The sequence below is a fragment of the Bradyrhizobium sp. BRP22 genome (assembly GCF_020194175.1).
In the GTDB taxonomy this organism is placed as follows: Bacteria; Pseudomonadota; Alphaproteobacteria; order Rhizobiales; family Xanthobacteraceae; genus Bradyrhizobium.
This window is the reverse complement of record NZ_JADYVX010000024.1, coordinates 52,613-74,048: the sequence shown is the minus strand read 5'-3', so window position 1 is coordinate 74,048 and position 21,436 is coordinate 52,613. Positions and strand designations below refer to the sequence as shown.

Here is a 21,436-nt window from a genome sequence, read left to right as displayed (position 1 = left end):
TGACGAATGGCGGCGCTGGTGCGGAGCAACGGCGGTGACGGCCGAGACCATTATCCAGAGCCTGGCGAGTGGCCTCCTGATGGGGCTGCTCTACGGGCTGATCGCCGTCGGGCTGGCGCTGATCTTCGGCCTGATGGACGTCGTGAACTTCGCCCATGGCGAGTTCCTGATGATCGCGATGTACGCGACATTTTTCCTGTTCGCGTTCTTCGCGATCGACCCGCTACTATCGGCGCCGCTGGTGGCTGCGGCGCTGTTCGTGTTCGGGGCGATAGTTTACTTATTGATCGTGCGCTTTGCCGTGCGTGCCAAGGCCAATGCCGGCATGGTGCAGATCTTCTCGACCTTCGGCCTTGCGATCGTGATGCGCGGACTGGCGCAGTTCTTCTTCACGCCGGACTATCGCAGCGTCACCAATTCCTGGCTGGGCGGCAAAACCATCTCGATTGGCGGCATCTATCTGCCGGAGCCGCAGCTCGTCGGCGCGCTGGTGTCGATCGCGGCCTTTGCAGGGCTCTATTTCTTCATCCACCGCACCGATTTCGGCCGCGCGCTGGAAGCAACGCGCGAGGATGCCGGCGCCGTGGCGCTGGTCGGCATCGACAAGAACCGGGTGTTCGCGCTCGGCTGGGGACTCGGCGCGGCGCTGGTTGGCCTCGCCGGCGCGATCATGGCGATCTTCTTCTATGTCTATCCTGACGTCGGCGCCTCCTTCGCGCTGATCGCCTATGTCACCGTGGCGCTCGGCGGCTTCGGCAGCGTGTTCGGCGCCTTCGCCGGCGGCATCATCGTCGGCCTGGTCGAGGCGACCACTGCGCTGATCCTGCCGCCGTCGCTGAAGTCGGTCGGCATCTACGCGGTTTATCTGCTCGTCGTCTTCGTTCGCCCCCGCGGCTTGTTCGGGTCGATGTGATGGACAAGGATTTCGCCAGGCGGCGCCGCCGCGAGCTCATCATCGCTTTTTGCCTTGCGGCGATCGCCGCGCTGGTGCCGCTGTTCGTGAAGGACGTCTACGTCCAGAACGTCATGGTGCTGACGCTGATGTATGCGGCGCTGTCGCAGAGCTGGAACATCCTGTCCGGCTATTGCGGGCAGATCTCGCTCGGCCACGCGCTTTATTTCGGGCTCGGCGCCTATACGACGGCGATCCTGTTCACCAAGTTCGGCGTGCTGCCGTGGTTTGGCATGCTCGCGGGCGGCGTGCTCTCGGCGCTGATCGCGATGGCGCTCGGCTATCCCTGCTTCCGTCTGCGCGGGCACTACTTCGTCATCGCCACCATCGTCATCGCCGAGATCGGGCTGCTGCTGATCCAGAATTGGGAATGGGCGGGCGCCGCCCTCGGCATCGATATCCCCGTACGCGGCGATAGCTGGCTGAAATTCCAGTTCACGCGCAGCAAGCTGCCCTACTTCTATTTCGCGTTGGCGCTCGCCTGCGTCGCCTGGTTCGTCACCTGGTGGCTGGAGGATTCCAAATGGGGCTATTGGTGGCGCGCGGTGAAGGACAATCCGGACGCCGCCGAAAGCCTCGGCGTCGTCGTGTTCAATTCCAAGATGGGAGCGGCTGCGGTGTCGGCGTTCCTGGTCGCCGTCGGCGGCAGCTTCTACGCGCAGTTCGTGTCCTACATCGATCCTGAAAGCGTGATGGGCTTCCAATTCTCGCTGCTGATGGCGCTGCCCGCGGTGCTCGGCGGCATCGGTACGCTGTGGGGACCGGTGCTTGGCGCCGTGATCCTGATCCCGCTGACCGAACTGACGCGATCCTTCATCGGCGGTTCGGGACGCGGCGTCGACCTGATCGTCTACGGCACGTTGATCGTGCTGATCTCGCTGGCGCTGCCGCGGGGATTGGTGAGCCTGTTCGCACGGCCCAAGTTCCTTTGGCGCAAGGCGGCCGTGCGATGACGGCGCTCCTGGAAACCCGCGGCGTCTGGCAGCGGTTCGGCGGCCTCGTCGCCAACAGCGACGTCTCGATCTCGGTCGGTCGCGGCGAGATCGTCGGGCTGATCGGCCCGAACGGCGCCGGCAAGTCGACCCTGTTCAACCTGATTGCCGGCGTGCTGCCGCCGACCCAAGGCTCGATCTGGTTCGATGGCGAGGACGTCACGCGACTGCCGGCAGCGGAACGCTGCCAGCGCGGCATCGGCCGCACCTTCCAGGTCGTGAAAAGTTTCGAGACCATGACGGTGATCGACAACGTCATCGTCGGCGCGCTGATCCGCAACACGGTGATGCGCGTGGCCCGCCGCAAGGCCTATGAAGTGCTGGACTTCTGCGGGCTCGCCGCGCGCGCCGACGTATTGGCGAGCGATCTCATTCCGTCCGAGAAGCGCCGGCTCGAGGTGGCCCGCGCGCTCGCGACCGAGCCAAAATTGCTGCTGCTCGACGAGGTGCTCACCGGGCTGACGCCGATCGAGGCGCAGACCGGCGTCGAACTGGTGCGCAAGGTGCGCGCCACCGGCGTCACGGTGCTGATGGTCGAGCATGTCATGGAGATCGTGATGCCGCTGGTCGACCGAGCCATCGTGCTCGACCTCGGCAAGGTGCTGGTCGAGGGCAAGCCGTCCGAGGTCGTCCGCGATCCGAAGGTCATCACCGCCTATCTTGGGGATCGTCATGCTGTCGGTGCATGAAGTCACCACCGCCTATCAGGGGCTGGTCGCGATCTCCGCCGTGAGCATAGAAGTCGCCAAGGGCGAGATCGTCTGCGTCGCCGGCGCCAACGGGGCCGGCAAGTCGACGCTTCTGAAATCCATCGCCGGCGCCGAGCGCCCGCGCTCCGGCACCGTCACCTTCGACGGCGCGCGGATCGACGGCAAGCCGCAGCACGTCATCACCGCCGGCGGCATCGCCTATGTGCCGGAAAACCGTCGGCTGTTTCCGCGCCTGTCGGTGCGCGACAATCTCCGCCTCGGCAGCTATCTCTATCGCAGCGAGGCCAATCGCGACGAGCCGCTGGACCTCGTGTTCAAATTGTTTCCGCGGCTCTCGGAGCGGCTGGAGCAGCGCGCCGAGACGCTGTCCGGCGGCGAGCAGCAGATGCTCGCGATCGGCCGCGCGCTGATGACGAGGCCGCGGCTGTTGATGCTCGACGAGCCGTCGCAGGGCATCATGCCCAAGCTGGTCGACGAGATCTTCCAGGCGGTCAAGCGCATCCGCGACGCCGGCATGACCGTGCTGATCGTCGAGCAGCGCATGGCCGAATGCCTCGAGATCGCCGACCGCGCCTACATCCTGCAGACCGGCCGCGTGCTGATGCAGGGACCGGCCGCCGAGATCCAGTCCAACCCCGACGTTCGCAAGGCGTATCTGGGACTGTGATCTCTGCGATATCTCCACCAACGACGACCTCATCCTGAGGAGCCGCGAAGCGGCGTCTCGAAGGATGGGCCACAGCACTCGCGGCCATCCTTCGAGACGCGGCGAAGACGCCGCTCCTCAGGATGAGGTCGGTTTGTGCGGCGAATGCTCCGGCAGCGTCAGCCCGAACACCTTCGTCAAGTCCGCCACCTGCTGCGGCGAGAGATAGCGCGGGTTCAGCCCGCGCAGCAGCAGATAGAGTCTTGCGGTCTCTTCCAGCTCCTCCGTCGCGAACACCGCGGCTTCGAGCGTATCGCCCGACACCACCGGGCCGTGGTTGGCGAGCAGCAAGGACGAATATCTGCCCGCCAATCCCTTGATCGCGTCGGCCACCGCCGGATCGCCCGGACGATAATAGGGCACCAGCGCGGTCTGGCCGCATTTCATCACATAATAGGCCGTCATCGGCGGCAGCGCGGCGCGCGGGTCGATCTCGGGCAGCATCGAGAGTGCCACCGAATGGGTCGAATGCAGATGCACCACGGCGCGCGCCGCGCCGCGGGTCTGGTAGAGCGCCGTATGCAGTGGCACTTCCTTGGTCGGCGCATCGCCCGAGACCAGCCGTCCATCGGCATCGAGCCGCGACATCCTGGCAGGATCAAGGAAACCGAGCGAGGCATTGGTCGGCGTCACCAGCCAGCCGCCATCGTCCAGCCTCACGCTGATATTGCCTGACGAGCCCGGCGTCAGCCCGCGTTCGAACAGCGAGCGGCCGAAGCGGCAGATGTCCTCACGCAGCTTTGTTTCGCTCATGGCAGCCATACCCGTTTCCCGCCTTGTCTCACGCTTTGGCACGGCGGCCAAGCCGTGATAGGCAGGGCGACACCAAGAAGAACATGAGGGATCGCCGCATGCCAGGACAGACCAAACCGCGCGTCGCCGTAATCGGGCTCGGCTCGATGGGATTTGGCATGGCAACTTCCCTGTTGCGCGCGGGTTTCGAGGTGACAGGCTGCGATGTCGCAGCCGACAGCGTCGCGCGGTTCGTCCAGGGCGGCGGCAAGGGCGCCAGGACGCCGAAAGAGGCCGCCGAGGGCGCCGACATTGTGGTCAGCGTCGTCGTCAATGCGGCCCAGACCGAAACCATCCTGTTCGGCGAAAATGGCGTGGCTGAGACGCTGCCGAAGGAGGCTGTGTTCATCTCCTCCGCGACCATGGACCCCGACGTGGCGCGGCGGTTGGCAAAGCAGCTCGAAGCGACCGGACGGCATTATCTCGACGCCCCGATTTCCGGCGGCGCCCAGCGCGCCGCGCAAGGCGAACTCACCATCCTCGCTTCCGGCAGCGCGGCGGCATTCGCGAAAGCCCGTCCCGCGCTCGATGCGATGGCCGCCAAGCTCTACGAACTCGGCGATGCGGCCGGGCAGGGCGCTGCGTTCAAGATGATCAACCAGCTTCTCGCCGGCGTGCATATTGCCGCCGCCTCGGAGGCGATCGCGTTCGCGGCCAAACAGGGCCTCGACATCCGCAAGGTCTATGAGGTGATCACGGCCTCCGCCGGCAATTCCTGGATGTTCGAGAATCGGATGCCGCATGTGCTCGACGGCGACTACACGCCGCGCAGCGCGGTGGAGATTTTCGTCAAGGATCTCGGCATCATCCAGGACATGGCTCGATCAGCGAAATTCCCGGTGCCGGTCTCGGCCGCGGCGCTGCAGATGTTCCTGATGACGGCCGCCGCCGGCATGGGCCGCGACGATGATGCCTCGGTGGCGCGGATGTACGCCCGCGTCACGGGCACGGCCCTGCCGGGCGAGCCGAAGTAGACCCAGCCCGCTCAGGTCGGCAAGCGCGCCGGCTTCTCGTCAATATCGGATACTCGTGGCGGGGGCGGCTTTGCCCGTACGCCAATACAGTTGTCCGGAAATTCGTACCTTTCTCCATTGGCGTGGCTGTGGAAGCTGCGCAAACTTTTCTCTCCCGCAATTATACGAGTTGATCGCAGCGCCATAATTGCGGCCATGTTGCTTCTGCGAGGGGAATTGATTCGGATTGCTTGGTGCCCCCACGCAGTTGAAGTCTGTTTCGCGCGCGGCATGATTTCGATGAGAAACGTTTGAAAGAACATTGCAGGCGCGCGTGGGGGCATTATGGATAAGAGAAGTATGCGGAACGGCGCATTTGCCGTTCTTTCCGCGAGCGCATTTTTGGCTTGGCAGGTCGAAGCGGTGCAAGCACACACGGTCTCGATCGGCTTTGAGAACAGTGGCCCAGGGGCGGTCACATTCTGGTACGGTACCTATCACGCTGCCGTGCCCTTCACCGAAGGTTCGCTGCAACTGGTTGGCGGCAGCTATGCCGCGACCGTGGCCTTTACGCTCCTGACGACGACCAAGCCGGGTGGCTTGATCGATGGAACCACCAACTTCTATTCCGATGGCACAACACTGGTCGGCACCTACGCGGGCACGGTGGCCACCTGGCAGGGGGCGTCTTTCACTGGCCTGCGCGCCGGCACCTACACCTTCACCTATATTCCGATCGCGACGCCGACGGCGGAGTGGCAGCCGATTGACTCCGTTATCCTGTCCTACACGGTCGATCTCAGCGGCGCCGTGCTTGGCAATACCCAGGTGTCGCCATTCGCGACCAATGCCAACCAGCGCTCGGTCGCAAGCGCACTCGACGCGGCGACGGCGGCGGGCACGACCAATGCCGGATTGTCGGCCCTGGGATCGATGGGGGCGGACCAGATCACCAATTCGCTGACCCAGCTATCGGGGGAGAACGCGACAGGCGCGCGCCAGGCCGCCATGCAGACCTTGAATCCGTTTCTCAGCATGATGGTCGACCCCTTCGTGGTCAGCCGGGGCACTGCCTTCGGCGCCGCCGCGCTTGGTTTCGCGCCCGAGCGCAGCGAATTGTCACCGGCCATCGCGCAAGCCTATGCGGCCTTCACCAAGGCGCCTCCGCCTGCTGCGCCGGTTTCGCGGTGGAATGTCTGGGGTTCGGCGTTCGGTGGCCAAAGCCGGGCCGGCGGCAATATCGATGTCGGCAGCCACGACACCTCGGTGCGCACCGCCGGCGTTGCGACCGGCTTCGACTATCGCGTCGCCCCGTCCACGATCGTCGGTTTTGCGCTGGCAGGAGCCACCACGTCGTGGGGACTGGCGGACAATCTCGGCGGCGGCCGCAGCGATGCCTTCCAGGCCGGCGTCTACGGATCGACGAAGTTCGGCGCGGCCTATCTTTCGGGTTCGCTCGCGGTCGCACTGCATTCGATGTCGACCGAACGCAACATCGATGTTGGCGGCTTTGCCAGGCTCGGCGCCAGCTTCGATGCGGTGAATTATGGCGGCCGGGTCGAAGGCGGCTACCGCTTCGACACGCCGGCGGCCGGCATTACGCCCTATGCCGCGGTTCAGGTTCAGGCGTTCCATTTGCCGTCCTACAGCGAAACATCATCCACCGGAATCAGAGACTTCGCACTCAGCTATGGTGCGAGCGATGCGGTCGACACCCGCACCGAACTCGGAAGCTGGATCGACCGTGCCTTTGTACTCGAAGGAGACCGCACGCTGGTGCTGCGCGGCCGGGCGGCCTGGGCCCATGACTGGGTCAGCGGTGCTGCGGTCAATGCGGTGTTTCAATCGTTCCCGACCTCGGGCTTCACGGTCAACGGTGCGGCGACGGCGCCGGACACCGGACTGGTGTCCGCAGGCGCTGATCTCAAATTCGCCAACGGCCTGTCATTCGGGTTGAAGTTCGACGGCGAATTCGCGTCGAGCACGCAGACCTATGGGGGAACGGGAACGCTGCGCTATCAGTGGTGATCCCAGGCCGAGCAAACGCCCATCCCGCACACGATGCTGGATGGGCCCGGTCCGGACATCAAAGCGCGGAATCCTTCCGGGGGGGGCCGCGCTTTTTCCATGCTATGCATCTATGCGAATATCCAGCACGCTCCGGGGGTTGATACGACGCGCGGGTGGCGCAAAACTGTGCTAGCTAGGGCCGCACGATAAGAAAGAGGACCGTCAATGCCCCGCTTTGCCGCCAATCTCACCATGATGTTCAACGAGGTCCCGTTCCTCGATCGTTTCGAGGCCGCGGCGAAAGCGGGCTTCACCGCGGTGGAGTTCCTGTTTCCCTATGACCATCCACCGCAGCAGATCGGCGAGCGGCTGCGCGGAAACGGCCTGACGCAGGCGCTGTTCAATCTGCCGCCGGGCGATTGGGCGGCCGGCGAGAAAGGCTTTGCGGCGCTGCCGGAGCGGTTTGACGATCTGAAGGCGAGCCTTTCCACGGCGTTGCCCTATGCGGAGGCGACTGGCGTCAAGCGCGTGCACCTGATGGCGGGGATCGCCGCAAGGAGCGACAGCCGGGCGGTCGAGGCGTTTTACAAATCCGTCACATGGGCCGCCGAGTTCTTCGCGCCGCACGGCCTCGACGTCGTGATCGAGCCGATCAATCCGCGTAACGTGCCCGGCTATTTCCTCAACGATTTCGGCTTTGCCAGCGAGTTGATCAACGAACTGAAGATTGCGAACCTGAAGCTGCAGTTCGACATCTATCACTGCCAGATCATTCATGGCGACGTCACGATGCGGCTGCGCGAGATGATGCCGATCACAGGCCATGTCCAGATCGCCAGCATCCCCTCGCGCAACGAGCCTGACGGAGAGGAGCTGAACTATCCGTTCCTGTTCGATGAGCTCGACCGGCTCGGCTATGCCGGCTTCGTCGGCTGCGAGTATAACCCGCGCGGCAAGACCACCGACGGTCTCGGCTGGTTCAAGCCCTACGCCGGAGCAAGAGCATGACTTTGGCGCTGGGCTGCATCGCCGACGATTACACGGGCGCCTCCGATCTCGCCAACACGCTGACCCGCGCCGGCCTGCGCACGGTGCAGACCATCGGCGTGCCCTCGGACGATCTCGCTCTGCCCGAGGTCGATGCGGTGGTGGTCTCGCTGAAGAGCCGCTCGATCGAGGCGAGCCAGGCGGTTGCGCGCTCGCGGGCGGCGGAGAAATGGCTGCGCGGCCGTGGCGCCTCCCACATCCTGTTCAAGATCTGCTCGACCTTCGATTCCACCGATGCCGGCAATATCGGCCCGGTAATGGACGCGCTGCGCGAGGATTCCGGCGACAGTATCGTGCTGGTCACGCCGGCTTTCCCGGAAACTGGCCGCACCGTCTACCAGGGCAATCTGTTCGTCGGCGCGGTGCCGCTGAACGAAAGCCCGCTCAAGGATCACCCGCTCAACCCGATGCATGACTCGAACCTGGTGCGGGTGCTGGCCCGCCAGAGCAGGACCAAGGTCGGGCTGGTCGATCTTGCCACCGTTGCGCGCGGCCCGGACGCGGTTCGCGCGCGTCTTGCCGAACTCGCCGCCGGCGACTTCGGCGCCGCCATCATCGATGCCGTGTTCGACGGCGACCTCGGCACCATCGGCACCGTGGCGCTGGATCATCGCGTGTCGGTCGGCGCCTCCGGGATCGGGCTCGGCCTTGCCCGGGCGCTGGTCGGCTCCGCCAAGGTCAGGCCGGAGGCCGCGAGTGCTGCGGCCGGGGCGCCGGTCGGCGGCCCTGCCGCCTGTCTCGCCGGAAGCTGCTCGCAGGCGACACTGCAGCAGATCGCCAACGCCGAGCGCAGCATGGCGGTGCTGCATCTCGACCCCGAGCGGATCGTGACCGGCAAGGACGAAGTCCGCCGCGCGCTCGCCTGGGCGCGCGACCGGGTCAGTGAAGGTCCGGTGCTGATCGCCAGCAGTGCCACGCCCGATGAGGTCGCAGCCCTGCAGTCCCGTCATGGCCGTGATGCAGCCGGGCATGCCATCGAGCAGGCGATGGCCGACATCGCGGAAGGCCTCGTCGACGACGGCGTGCGTCGGTTGGTGGTCGCTGGTGGTGAAACGTCAGGCGCCGTGGTCGATCGTTTGCGAATTCCAGGCTTCCTCGTCGGCGCTGAGATCGCCGCCGGCGTGCCGGTGCTGCGTGCGGTCGGCGCGAGCAAAGGCGAGATGCTGCTTGCCTTGAAATCAGGCAATTTCGGCGGCCCGCAATTCTTCTCGGACGCGCTTGCGCTGATGCGCTGATCGCATCGCGCCGTTCATCTGTTAGTGACGTCTTTTGCCTACCGTAACTTTACGGAGGGGCAAATTAACGCGACCTCAGAACGTTGCGCGGTTTGATCGCCGGCACGGCCTCCTTCGATTCGGTCAACCCCAAGCACCTTGCATCACACGGCGTGCCCGACACGCCCAACGCCAAGAGATTCCCCGACATGTTCGCCAAGTATTCGATCCGCGCCAAGATCATCACGGTCGTTGCGCTGCTACTCGTTGCCATGACGGGCATGGGGCTGCTGGCGGTCCGCAACATGCGGGCGATCAATGCCAATACGGTCGACATCACGACCAACTGGCTGCCAAGCGTGCGCGTGCTCGGCGAGCTGCGCGCCAGTGTCATCACTTACCGCAACGTGATCCGCGAGCATATGCTCGCGGAAACACTCGATGAGAAGTTGGCCCAGGAGAAGACCCTGGCCGCGGTTGTCGACGCCAACGACAAGGCTCGCAAGGCTTACGAGCCGATGATCACCTCGGCGGAGGAGCGGGCGCTTTACAAGCAATGGGCCGAGATCTGGGAGCGCTACAAGAAAGGCGCCGAAGAAGTGATGGCATTGTCGCGGAGGGACGTCGGCAAGATCCCGCATGACGCGCATGAGCTGAACAGCAAGACCGTGAACAAGATCGGGCTCGATGCCGATGATATCCTCAACAAGGACATCAACCTCAACAACACGGGTGCCGACAAGGCCGCGCAGGACGCCGCCGACAACTTCTCTTCCGCCTTCGTGATGCTCGCTTTCATTCTCTTGGCCGCGGTGGTCACGGGCGCTGTCGTCAGCTTCCTGCTCATCCGCGACGTCTCGGCCGGCATTGCGTCCATCGTCAAGCCGATGCAGGCGCTTGGAAATGGGGACCTGACCGCCGAAGTCCCGCACCAGGGCGAGAAGACCGAAATCGGCGCCATGGCCGACACGCTCCAGGTGTTCAAGGAAGCGCTGATCGCCAAGAAGGCTGCCGACGAAGCCGCCGCCGCCGATGCGGAAGCCAAGATCGAGCGCGGCCGTCGGGTCGACGCCATCACCCGCAATTTCGAGACCATGATCGGCGAGATCGTCCAGACCGTCTCTTCCGCCTCGACCCAGCTCGAAGCTGCGGCCGGCACCCTCTCTTCGACCGCCACGCGTTCGCAGGAATTGACCACCGCGGTCGCCTCCGCCTCGGAAGAGGCGTCCACCAATGTGCAATCGGTGGCTTCGGCAACCGAGGAGCTGTCGTCCTCCGTCACCGAGATCAGCCGCCAGGTCCAGGAATCGGCGCGCATGGCAAGCGATGCCGTCGGCCAGGCCCGCAGCACCAACGACCGCGTCAGCGAGCTCTCGAAAGCGGCCGCCCGGATCGGCGACGTCGTCGAACTCATCAACACGATCGCCGGCCAGACCAATCTGCTGGCGCTGAACGCGACCATCGAGGCGGCACGCGCCGGCGAGGCCGGCCGCGGCTTTGCGGTCGTCGCTTCCGAGGTGAAGGCGTTGGCCGAGCAGACCGCGAAGGCGACCGGTGAGATCGGCCAGCAGATCACCGGCATCCAGGCTGCGACCCAGGACTCGGTGAACGCGATCAAGGAAATCAGCAACACCATTGAGCGGCTGTCGGAAATCTCCTCGACGATCGCCGCGGCGGTGGAAGAGCAGGGCGCGGCCACGCAGGAAATCTCCCGCAACGTCCAGCAGGCTGCCCAGGGCACCGAGCAGGTCTCGGCCAACATCACCGACGTGCAGCGCGGCGCGACCGAGACCGGCTCGGCGTCTACCCAGGTGCTTTCGGCCGCGAAGGCGTTGTCCGGCGACAGCGGCCGCCTCAAGGTCGAGGTCAGCAAGTTCCTGGATTCGGTGCGGGCGGCATAGGCGCCGCTGAGCTCGACGAGAGCCGGCGCCGTCTGTTGACACGGCGCCGTGGGACGAAACAAACGGGCGCATGATCGTGTGCGTGAAAGCGCCCTATCGAGTCCACTGCGATTGGAAGGAAATGCTGCGACTTGGTCCGCGGCCGGCCCGATCAATCACGTATGTCGAGGATGTGAACGCGGATTTCTCACCCGAAGTTGGCTTTTCGCGCTTTTTTCGGTAAATCGGCGAGCGAATTGGGTGCAGGGGCGCCAATCCGTTTATTTCACGGGTTCCGGGGAATAACTCGTCAATGATTGCACTGGTCCGTATTGCGCTGAGCCGGCCGTATACTTTCGTCGTGCTCGCGCTGCTTCTCTTGATCGTCGGACCGCTCGCCGCCCTGCGCACACCGACCGATATCTTTCCCGACATCCGAATTCCCGTGATCGGAGTGGTCTGGCAGTACACCGGCCTGCCGCCGGACCAGATGGCGGGGCGCATCACCACGCCATTTCAGCGCGCGCTGACCACGACCGTCAACGACATCGAGCATATCGTCGCCAACTCCTACAACGGCTTCGGGATCATCAAGATCTTCTTCCAGCCGAATGTCGACATCCGCACCGCCAACGCCCAGGTCACGGCGATCTCGCAGACGCTCTTGAAGCAGATGCCACCGGGCGCAACGCCGCCTCTGATCCTGAACTACAGCGCGTCCACGGTGCCGATCATCCAGGTCGCGCTGTCAGGTGAGGGGCTGACCGAGCAGAACCTCGCCGACATCGGCATCAATCAGCTCCGCACGCCGCTCGTCACCGTGCCCGGCGCCGCCATACCCTATCCGTTCGGCGGCAAGCAGCGTCAGGTGCAGATCGACCTTAATTCCACCGCGCTGCAAGCGCGCGGCCTGTCAGGGCAGGACGTCGCCAATGCGCTCGCTGCACAAAATCTGATCACGCCGGTCGGTACGCAGAAGATCGGTCAGTTCGAATACAACATCCAGCTCAACAACTCGCCGCTTCGCATGGAGGATCTCGGCAATCTGCCGATCAAGACCGTCAACGGCGCCATGGTCTATGTGCGGGATGTCGCCACCGTTCGCGACGGCAATCCGCCGCAGACCAATATCGTCCATGTCGACGGCAACCGCTCGGTCCTGATGATGGTGCTGAAGGCGGGCGCAATCTCGACGCTCGATATCATCGCCGGCATCAAGCAGAAGGTGATCGACGTCAAGGACCAGCTTCCGGACGCGCTGAAGATCGGCTTCATCGGCGACCAGTCGGTCTTCGTCCGTGGCGCCATCACCGGCGTCGCCTTCGAAGGCGTGATTGCCGCATTGCTCACCAGCGTGATGATTCTGTTGTTCCTCGGGAGCTGGCGGTCGACGATCATCATCGCGGTCTCGATCCCGCTCTCGGTGCTTGGCGCCATCATCATGCTGTCGGCAATCGGTGAGACCCTCAACATCATGACGCTCGGCGGCCTGGCGCTCGCGGTCGGCATCCTCGTCGACGACGCCACCGTGACGATCGAGAACATCAACTACCATCTGGAGCAGGGCAAGCCGGTCGAACAGTCCATTCTCGACGGCGCCAACCAGATCGTCACCCCGGCCTTCGTGTCGCTGCTCTGCATCTGCATCGTGTTCGTGCCGATGTTCTTCCTGAGCGGCGTCGCGCGCTTCCTGTTCGTGCCGATGGCGGAAGCGGTGATGTTCGCGATGATCTGGTCGTTCATCCTGTCGCGCACGCTGGTGCCGACCATGGCGAAATATCTGCTGCAGCCCCATGTGCACCATGAGGGTGGGCTGCCGCCGACGCGCAATCCGCTGGTTCTGTTCCAGCGTGGCTTCGAGGCGCGGTTCGAGCGCATCCGGCGCGGCTACCGCGACCTGCTGGCGATGGCGCTAGGTCACCGGGCCGTCTTCGTCACCTGCTTCCTCGGCTTCGTCGCGGTGTCGTTCCTGCTGGTGCCGTTCCTGGGACGCAACTTCTTTCCGTCGGTCGATGCCGGCAACATCCTGATGCATGTCCGCACCCAGGTCGGCACCCGCGTCGAGGAGACCGCCAATCAGCTCGCCGAGGTGCAGAAAGCGATCCGCAAGATCATCCCGCCCGAGGAGATCGAGACGCTGGCCGACAATATCGGCATGCCGATCTCCGGCATCAACATGACCTACAACAACACCGGCGTCATCGGCCCGCAGGACGGCGACATCCAGGTCAAGCTGAAGGAAGGCCACAGGCCGACCGAGGAATATGTCCAGGCACTGCGCGAGCAACTGCCGCGGCTGTTTCCCGGCATCAGCTTTGCGTTCCTGCCGGCCGATATCGTCAGCCAGATCCTGAACTTCGGCGCGCCTGCGCCGATCGATCTGCAGATCCGCGGCGCCAATCTCGACGCCAATTTCGCCTATGCCAACAAGCTGCTGAGCCGGATCCGTCGCATTCCCGGCATTGCGGATGCGCGCATCCAGCAGTCGCCGAACAACCCGACTTTCAACATCGATGTCGACCGCACCCGCGCGCAATATGTCGGGCTGACCGAGCGCGACGTCACCAATAGCCTGGTCGTCAATCTCGCCGGCAGCTCGCAGGTCGCGCCGACCTATTATCTCAATCCGGATAACGGCGTGTCCTATTCGATCGTGATGCAGACGCCGCAATACCAGATCGACTCGCTGAGCGCGCTGCAGACGCTGCCGATCACCGCGAGCAACAACCCGCAGTCGCCGATCCTTGGCGGCATCGCCGACATCACGCGCTCGACCTCGAGTGCGGTCGTTTCCCAATATGACATCCAGTCCATGGTGCAGATCTACGCCACGCCGCAGGGCCGCGACCTCGGCGCGGTCGCCGCGGACGTGCGAGCGCTGATCGCCGAGACTGCAAAGGACGTGCCGAAGGGAAGCTCGGTGGTGCTGCTCGGCCAGGTGCAGACCATGAACAGTGCGTTCTCCGGCCTGTTGTTCGGCCTGCTCGGCGCTGTCGTGCTGATCTATCTGTTGATCGTCGTGAACTTCCAGTCCTGGTCCGATCCGTTCGTGATCATCACCGCGCTGCCGGCGGCACTCGCCGGCATCGTCTGGATGCTGTTCACGACCGAGACCACGCTGTCGGTGCCGGCGCTGACAGGCGCGATCATGTGCATGGGTGTCGCCACCGCCAACAGCGTGCTCGTCATCAGCTTCGCCCGCGAGCGCTACGAGCAACTCGGTGATCCCATTGCCGCCGCGCTCGAGGCTGGCTTCGTCCGATTCCGGCCGGTGCTGATGACCGCACTTGCCATGATCATCGGCATGGCGCCGATGGCGCTTGGCCTGGGCGAAGGCGGCGAGCAGAACGCGCCACTCGGGCGCGCCGTGATCGGTGGTCTGATCTTTGCAACGTTCGCGACGCTGATGTTTGTTCCCGTCGTCTTTAGTATGGTACACAAGAAGCAAGGCGCCAGCGCCGCCGCCGCACCGGAGATGTCGCATGCCCACTGAACAACGCCCGCCGGTCTCGCGCTGGAAACTGGGCATTTTCGGGCTTGCCGCCGGTGTCGGTCTCGTCCTCGTCGTCATCACCGGCATCCGTGCCCGCGAGGAGCAGGGCACCAAGCTGAAGGAATGGACCGATAATCAGGCCATTCCGAGCGTCGCGGTAGCGCCGCCCAGCGCCAAGGTGCTCAACCCCACCATCGACCTGCCGGGCCGGCTGGAGGCCTATTATCGCGCCCCGATCTTCGCACGCGTATCGGGTTACCTGAAGAGCTGGAGCGTCGACATCGGCGCCCGCGTCAAGGCCGGGCAGGTGATCGCCGAGATCGAGGCGCCCGATCTCGACCAGCAATTGCTGCAGGCCAGGGCCGATCTCGCGAGCCAGCAGGCCAGCGCCAAACTGTCGGAGGCGACGCTGACCCGGCGCAAGTCGCTGCTTGCCTCCAACTTCGTCTCGATGCAGGAGATCGACGAGCGCACCGCCGACCTCTCCAACAAGAAAGCCGCCGTCAATTCCGGCCAGGCCAATGTCGAGCGGCTCGAAGCGCTTGCCGGCTACAAGAAGATCACCGCGCCCTTCGACGGCGTCGTCACCGAGCGCAATACCGACGTCGGCGCGCTCATCAATGCGGGCGGCGGTGCGGGGCCGGCGATGTTCATCGTCTCCGACATTTCCAAGCTGCGCGTCTATGTGAACGTGCCGCAGAATTTCGTGCCGTCGATCAAGATGGGCGCCAAGGCCGTCATCACGTTGCCCGAATATCCGAACCGCACTTTCACGGCGACCGTGGAAACCTCCTCGCAGGCCGTTGACGTCAGCTCGGGGACGACGCGGATGCAACTCGCGCTTGACAATTCCAGCGGCGAATTGATGCCGGGCGGCTATGCCAATGTGAAGCTGACGTTGCAGCGCGACACCATTCCGCTGCACATCCCCGCCAGCGCGCTGATCTTCGACGGCAACGGCCTGCGCGTTGCGACCGTCGGCCCCGACGACAAGATCCTGTTCAAGAAGGTGACGATCGCGCGCGACCTCGGCAGGGAGATCGAGATCGCCTCCGGCCTTACCGCCGACGACCGCATCATCATCGCCCCGCCCGACGGCATCAACGACGGCGACCAGGTCCGCGTGGTCGGCGGCGGCCCGAAGAAGCCAACCACAGCCTCCGAAAAGCAGGACGTGAAGGGCTAACGCGTTCACGTCGTCGCGTGAGGCGGGCACGCTGCGCTGTGCCCACCCTGCGATTCCCTACGCCACGCGCCACTCCGGCACGCCGTCATTTGCCATGACAATATCGCCCGTGCTGCCGACTGGCGTGCGGTCCATGCTCAACAGATGCGCCAATGTCTTGCCATCGCGCGCCGGCACGCGGCCGAGCGTGCGGCGGTCGTCCTCGGTGCGCAACATGACGACGCCGTGCTCGACCTCGCCATTGCCGCGGTAGATCACGGTGAAGCTCTCGACCTTGCCCTTGCCCGCGACCTCGGCAACGAAGTCGGGCACCTTTCGGCGGTTGCGGTCGGCCGCGGCCTGCACGCTGGTATCCTGCTCGAGCGCTTCTTTCGGTGCCTCACGCGACAGCACCAGCGCATGATGCTTGGTGACGAAGCCGCCCTGACCATAGAGCAGGCCGAGCCTGGCACCATCACGGAGCTTGCGCACCATCGCGCAGGCGGCGTGCGTCATGTAGGTGTTGAGCGGTGCGCCGAAGAAAGTGAGCCCGCCGGTGACCGTCGGCTGCACGTCAGCGCCCAGGCCGAGCGTGCGGCGTGCCATCTTGGGCACGCACGGGAAGCAGCTATAGAGCTCGATCGCGTCGAACTTACTGCCGTCGCCTTCGACCAGGTCCATCACCGCCTTGAGCACCGCGGTCTGCGGATGGCTCTCGAAGAACTGGTCGCGCACGAGATAGTCGCGCGGCTCTTCCGCCGACGCACCGCCGAGCGGATAGACCAGCCGATCCTCGGGGATACCCGCCGCGCGGGCCTTGGCGAGGCTGGTGAGCAGCAGCGCGCCGCCCATGTTCACGGTGGGATTGGCGACCATCAGCTTGGTGTAGGGCCAGGCGATCAGCCGATTCTCCGGCGTGGGCGTGGTGATCTCTTCCGGTGCGAAGCGTTTCTTCAGCCACGAATTCGGGTTCGAAGCCGCAACGCTTGCATAGGTCGACCATAGTTGCCCCGACTCCGCTAGCGCCTCGCGCGGCGTCTGGCCCCAATGCGCCGAGGTGGCGGACTCATAGAGCGGATAGACCGTGATCGGCCTGAACACGCCGAGCTTCACCGCCAGCGGCTTCTGGAATGCGGCGCCGCGCTTCGGCTCCTCGACATCATGCGCAAACGGCGTCCAGGGCAGGGCGACGCCGCCGCGCTCGGCCTTGGTCGCGGTCGACTGCGCTTCGGCGCCGCAGACCGCCGCAACGCTGCATTCCCCGCGCGCGATCCGCTGCGCCGCTTCATGCAGATAGCGGATCGGGCTCTCGCCGCCGACCGGGCCGTAATAGAGATGCGCCGGCTTGATGCCGAGTCGTGCGGCCAGCAGTTTCTCCGGATCGCGATAGCGCCAGCTCAGGAAATTGACGAGGTCAAGTGACTGGATGTCGGCAAGCAGTTTTGCGCCGCTGTCCGCCTCGGCGCGCTTGAGCGCTTCTTCCAGCAGCGCCAGCGGCTCGAGGCCGGCGGCGATCTCCTTGGGACGGTCGACGATTTCGCCGACGCCGACGATGACGGGAATGCGGTCTTCGGGGATGCTAACAGGTATAGTGGTCATTGATGCTGGATTTCACTTTCTGGAGCTAACCCACAGACCTCATCCTGAGGAGCCGCGTAGCGGCGTCTCGAAGGATGGGCCCCGGGTGGGATCCCGGCCTACATGGTTCGAGACGGCGCCGGCCGCAGGAGGCTGCGGGTGAAGTCGCGATGCGCGGGCGAGATCTGCTGCTCCAGGCTTTTCCAGGTGATGTTCTTCTCGCATGTCGCGAATCGGCGATTTCATGGATGCGTTCTCTCTCCCTATGGCAGTTTCACGCTGCTGTTCTTTTTGAATGCGAAGGCTTGTGACGCTAGCGCAGAACGGGTGCGCATGCCAAGCGCAGCAACAAGTACAACCCTCATCCTGAGAGCGCCGCGTAGCGGCCGTCTCGAAGGATGAGCCGCGGGCGAGATCTCGGCCTACCTGGTTCGAGACGGCGCTGCGCGCCTCCTCACCATGAGGGGCAAGCGGCTTTCCACGGGACAGAATATCACCGCACGCTTTGTCTCTTGCGCTTTGGCGCGTCGCGGAGAATGCTGGCCGACAACGAAAAGAATCTTCAGGGAGCCTACCCCATGTCCCTCTCGCCATCCGCGTCCGGCAATCCTGCCGCGCATTTCGACGTTGTCGTGGTCGGTGCCGGTTTCGCCGGCATGTACATGCTGCACCGGCTGCGCGGCCTCGGCTTTACGGCGCGGGTCTATGAGCAGGGCAGCGGCGTCGGCGGTACCTGGTACTGGAACCGCTATCCCGGCGCGCGCTGCGACGTCGAGAGCATGCAGTATTCCTATTCATTCAGCGAGGAGCTGCAGCAGGAATGGGACTGGAGCGAACGCTACGCGCCGCAGCCGGAGATTCTGCGCTATGCCAACCACGTCGCCGATCGCTTCAACTTGCGCCCCGACATCCAGTTCGACACCCGCGTCGATGCCGCCGTGTTCGACGAGACCAGCAATCTCTGGTCGGTGACCACGTCCGACGGCAAGACCGTCACCGCCAAGTTTGTCGTGCTCGCCACCGGCTGCCTGTCGAATGCGCGCAAGCCGGACATCAAGGGCCTCGATAGCTTCAAGGGCCCAGTCTATCACACCGGCCATTGGCCGCATGATCAGGTGGATTTCACTGGGCTCCGCGTCGGCGTGATCGGCACCGGTTCATCCGGGATTCAATCCGTTCCTGTGCTCGCCGAGCAGGCGAGCCATCTCACCGTGTTCCAGCGGACCGCGAATTTCTCGATCCCCGCGCGCAACGCCAAGCTGACGGAGGAGGAACGCGCATGGTTTCGCGCCAACTATCCGGAAATCCGGCGCATCGAGCGGGAGGTGGCGCGCAACGGCATCTATACCGACCTGCCCGATCGCGGCGCGCTCGATGACGGCGATAACGAACGTCGCGCCAAATACGAGGCGCGCTGGCAGCGCGGCGGCCTTACGTTCATGTCGGCCTACAACAATCTCGCGCTCGACAAGGCGGCCAACGATACGGCAGCGAACTTCGTGCGGGAAAAAATCGCTGAGATCGTCAAGGATCCCGAGTCGGCAAGACTATTGCAGCCGAACAGCCACCCGATCGGCTCCAAGCGCATCTGCATCGACACCGATTATTTCGCGACCTTCAACCGCCCCAATGTGACGCTGGTCGACATCAAGTCCAACCCGATCGAGGAGATCACGAAAAATTCCGTGCGCACCGCGGCAGGCGACTATGAACTCGATGCGCTGGTGCTGGCGACCGGCTTCGATGCGATGACGGGGTCAGTGGCAAAGATCGACATTCGCGGCCGCAACGGATTGACGCTGAACCGGAAATGGGCGGAGGGACCGCGCACCTATCTCGGCCTGATGAGTTCGGGCTTTCCGAATCTCTTCATCATCACCGGCCCCGGCAGTCCGTCCGTGCTGTCGAACATGATCGTCTCGATCGAGCAGCATGTCGACTGGATCAGCGATTGCCTCGATTACATGCGGAGCCACGAGCTCGACACGATGGAGGCGACCAGCGAGGCCGAGGACAGATGGGTGGCGCATGTCAATGAGGTCGCCCACACCACGCTCTATCCGCAGGCCAATTCCTGGTACATGGGAGCCAACATTCCCGGCAAGCCGCGGATCTTCATGCCCTATATCGGCGGCGTCGGACCTTACAGGCAGATCTGCAACGAGGTCGCAGCAAAGGGCTACGACGGTTTTGCGATGACGGCGGCGGAGCAGCGGCAGCGGGCGGCCGCGTCCTGAGTGCACTTTCGGAGGGTGTGCAAGGCCAGGCGCGCCCACCATATCCAATGCAGTTGTGGAGGGTGGGCACGGCGCATGCGCGCCTTTGCCGACCCTGCGCCTTGAGCTAATAGTCGCGCCTTCCGCGCTGGAGCCGATCAATGACCGATGCACCCTATGAGCCGCCGAAAGTCTGGACTTGGAACAAGGAGAACGGCGGCCGCTTCGCCAACATCAACCGCCCGATCGCAGGTCCCACGCATGAGAAAGAACTTCCCGTAGGAAAGCATCCGCTGCAACTTTATTCTCTGGCGACGCCGAACGGCCAGAAAGTGACGATCATGCTGGAAGAGCTGCTCGCGCTCGGCCATTCCGGCGCCGAATATGACGCCTGGCTGATCAAGATCGACGGCGAGCAGTTCGGCAGCGGCTTCGTCGCCGTCAATCCGAATTCCAAGATTCCGGCGCTGCTGGACCGCAGCGGGCCGGAACCGATCCGGGTGTTCGAGTCCGGAGCGATCCTGGTGCACCTTGCCGAAAAGTTCGGTGCATTCCTGCCGGCCGGCGGCCAGGCGCGCGCTGAGTGCCTGTCATGGCTGTTCTGGCAGATGGGCAGCGCGCCTTTCCTTGGCGGAGGCTTCGGACATTTCTACGCCTATGCGCCCACCAAGATCGAATATGCGATCAATCGCTATGCGATGGAGGTGAAGCGTCAACTCGACGTGCTGGATCGTCGGCTTGCCGACAACGAATACCTGTCCGGTACCGAATACACGATCGCGGACATCGCGGTCTGGCCGTGGTACGGCGGGTTCGTCAAGGGCCTGCTCTATGGCGGCGGCGAATTCCTGTCGGTGCAGGACTACAAGAACGTGCAGCGCTGGACCGACCAGATCGCAAAGCGTCCGGCCGTGAAGCGCGGCCGCATCGTCAACCGCATCTCGGGCGATCCGGCGAGCCAATTGCACGAGCGCCACGACGCCAGCGATTTCGAGACCAGGACGCAGGACAAGATCGGGCAGGTGGCCCAAACCTAACCTGATCTAATCTAGCCCTTCGCGCCTTCGGCTGCCGGAAACACCACCCGGTCATCGGTGCGGCAATAGCGGTCGGCGAACATGCGGCCGACCGGGTGGTAGCGCTCCATGTGCACGCGCATGGCCTCGCCGTCCCACAGCTCGTCGCGGATGTAGAAGTGGATGCCTTCACCCATGATCAGTCGGCGGTCGCCGTTGACGTCGATGATCCTCCAGGTCTTGCATTCCATCGCCCATGGCGCGTCGGCAAGGCGCGGCACCGCTACGCTGGTCGATGGCGCAAGCTTGAGGCCAAGATAGTCGGGCTCGCCGATCTCGGGCGGGAAGTCGCCGCTGGTCTCGTGCATCGCGTGCGCCAGCGGTTCGTCGGTCATGTTGACCACGAACTCGCCGGTGCGCTCGATGTTCACAAGCGTATCCTTCACCCCGCCATCCGGCCGCAGATTGACAGCGAACATGCAGAGCGGCGGGTCTTCACAGAATACGTTGAAGAAGCTGAACGGGGCGGCATTGACCACCCCGGTTGGACCTATGCTCGTCACCCAGGCGATCGGCCGCGGCAGCACGAAGGATGCCAGTACCTTGTAGCGTTCGCGGGGCTTCAGATCGCTGGCGGCATATTCCATGGTGGCGTTCCTGAGAGGTCCGTAGGGCGGATTAGCCGAAGGCGCAATCCGCCGCTGCGAGAGAA

Annotated in this window: 16 protein-coding genes; 13 read left to right on the top strand and 3 right to left on the bottom strand. The window is 64.3% G+C overall.

What is annotated here, in order from left to right; translation table 11 throughout:
- Positions 1–34 precede the first annotated feature (34 nt).
- From I6F35_RS26075 to I6F35_RS26060, 4 genes are read left to right on the top strand one after another with little or no spacing between them, the layout of a single operon-like run.
- On the top strand, positions 35–913 hold the full coding sequence (locus I6F35_RS26075) for a branched-chain amino acid ABC transporter permease (protein WP_225120523.1): 879 nt from the start codon (positions 35–37) through the stop codon (positions 911–913).
- Positions 913–1,905, top strand: coding sequence for a branched-chain amino acid ABC transporter permease (locus I6F35_RS26070; RefSeq protein ID WP_225120522.1), 993 nt, complete (start codon positions 913–915; stop codon positions 1,903–1,905). Before I6F35_RS26075 ends, I6F35_RS26070 begins: the two co-directional genes overlap by 1 nt.
- Entirely contained in the window at positions 1,902–2,633 is a 732-nt protein-coding gene (locus I6F35_RS26065; RefSeq protein WP_225120521.1) for an ABC transporter ATP-binding protein, read from the top strand. The genes I6F35_RS26070 and I6F35_RS26065 overlap by 4 nt, the downstream gene beginning before the upstream one ends.
- On the top strand, positions 2,617–3,321 hold the full coding sequence (locus I6F35_RS26060) for an ABC transporter ATP-binding protein (RefSeq protein WP_225120520.1): 705 nt from the start codon (positions 2,617–2,619) through the stop codon (positions 3,319–3,321). Before I6F35_RS26065 ends, I6F35_RS26060 begins: the two co-directional genes overlap by 17 nt.
- Before the next feature lie 117 nt (positions 3,322–3,438).
- On the opposite strand, the gene I6F35_RS26055 is transcribed toward I6F35_RS26060, so the two are convergent.
- The gene (locus I6F35_RS26055) at positions 3,439–4,113 is read right to left on the bottom strand and encodes an aldolase (protein WP_225120576.1); all 675 of its coding nucleotides are present in this window, start codon (positions 4,111–4,113) and stop codon (positions 3,439–3,441) included.
- 98 nt (positions 4,114–4,211) lie between these two features.
- Between I6F35_RS26055 and ltnD the strand changes: the two genes are divergently transcribed.
- The 7 genes from ltnD to I6F35_RS26020 all read left to right on the top strand — a co-directional run bounded on the left by ltnD (position 4,212) and on the right by I6F35_RS26020 (position 15,935).
- Positions 4,212–5,126, top strand: a complete 915-nt coding sequence (gene ltnD / locus I6F35_RS26050) for an L-threonate dehydrogenase (RefSeq protein WP_225120519.1) — start codon at positions 4,212–4,214, stop codon at positions 5,124–5,126.
- A gap of 339 nt (positions 5,127–5,465) precedes the next feature.
- Complete coding sequence (locus I6F35_RS26045; RefSeq protein WP_225120518.1) at positions 5,466–7,133, top strand: autotransporter outer membrane beta-barrel domain-containing protein; 1,668 nt, start codon at positions 5,466–5,468, stop codon at positions 7,131–7,133.
- A gap of 207 nt (positions 7,134–7,340) precedes the next feature.
- Entirely contained in the window at positions 7,341–8,123 is a 783-nt protein-coding gene (otnI, locus tag I6F35_RS26040) for a 2-oxo-tetronate isomerase (RefSeq protein WP_225120517.1), read from the top strand.
- Positions 8,120–9,397 (top strand): 3-oxo-tetronate kinase, encoded by a 1,278-nt coding sequence (gene otnK / locus I6F35_RS26035; protein WP_225120516.1) that lies wholly within the window; start codon positions 8,120–8,122, stop codon positions 9,395–9,397. Before otnI ends, otnK begins: the two co-directional genes overlap by 4 nt.
- Positions 9,398–9,585: 188 nt before the next feature.
- Positions 9,586–11,277 carry a methyl-accepting chemotaxis protein gene (locus I6F35_RS26030; protein WP_225120575.1) on the top strand — a complete coding sequence of 564 codons (1,692 nt, stop codon included), beginning with the start codon at positions 9,586–9,588 and terminating at the stop codon, positions 11,275–11,277.
- A gap of 292 nt (positions 11,278–11,569) precedes the next feature.
- Positions 11,570–14,749 carry an efflux RND transporter permease subunit gene (locus tag I6F35_RS26025; RefSeq protein ID WP_225120515.1) on the top strand — a complete coding sequence of 1,060 codons (3,180 nt, stop codon included), beginning with the start codon at positions 11,570–11,572 and terminating at the stop codon, positions 14,747–14,749.
- Positions 14,739–15,935 (top strand): efflux RND transporter periplasmic adaptor subunit, encoded by a 1,197-nt coding sequence (locus tag I6F35_RS26020; protein WP_225120514.1) that lies wholly within the window; start codon positions 14,739–14,741, stop codon positions 15,933–15,935. The genes I6F35_RS26025 and I6F35_RS26020 overlap by 11 nt, the downstream gene beginning before the upstream one ends.
- A 57-nt stretch (positions 15,936–15,992) precedes the next feature.
- Here the strand turns inward: I6F35_RS26020 and I6F35_RS26015 are convergent, their stop codons facing one another.
- Positions 15,993–17,513, bottom strand: a complete 1,521-nt coding sequence (locus I6F35_RS26015; RefSeq protein ID WP_225120513.1) for an acetyl-CoA acetyltransferase — start codon at positions 17,511–17,513, stop codon at positions 15,993–15,995.
- A gap of 557 nt (positions 17,514–18,070) precedes the next feature.
- On the opposite strand from I6F35_RS26015, the gene I6F35_RS26010 reads away from it, so the two are divergent.
- Together I6F35_RS26010 and yghU are read left to right on the top strand one after the other, a co-directional pair.
- On the top strand, positions 18,071–19,729 hold the full coding sequence (locus I6F35_RS26010) for an NAD(P)/FAD-dependent oxidoreductase (protein WP_225120512.1): 1,659 nt from the start codon (positions 18,071–18,073) through the stop codon (positions 19,727–19,729).
- 140 nt (positions 19,730–19,869) lie between these two features.
- Positions 19,870–20,745: a glutathione-dependent disulfide-bond oxidoreductase gene (gene yghU / locus I6F35_RS26005; protein ID WP_225120511.1), complete on the top strand. Its 876-nt coding sequence runs from the start codon at positions 19,870–19,872 to the stop codon at positions 20,743–20,745.
- 11 nt (positions 20,746–20,756) lie between these two features.
- Here yghU and I6F35_RS26000 read toward each other — a convergent pair whose 3' ends face one another.
- Positions 20,757–21,371: a flavin reductase family protein gene (locus I6F35_RS26000; protein ID WP_225120510.1), complete on the bottom strand. Its 615-nt coding sequence runs from the start codon at positions 21,369–21,371 to the stop codon at positions 20,757–20,759.
- Positions 21,372–21,436: the final 65 nt, after the last annotated feature.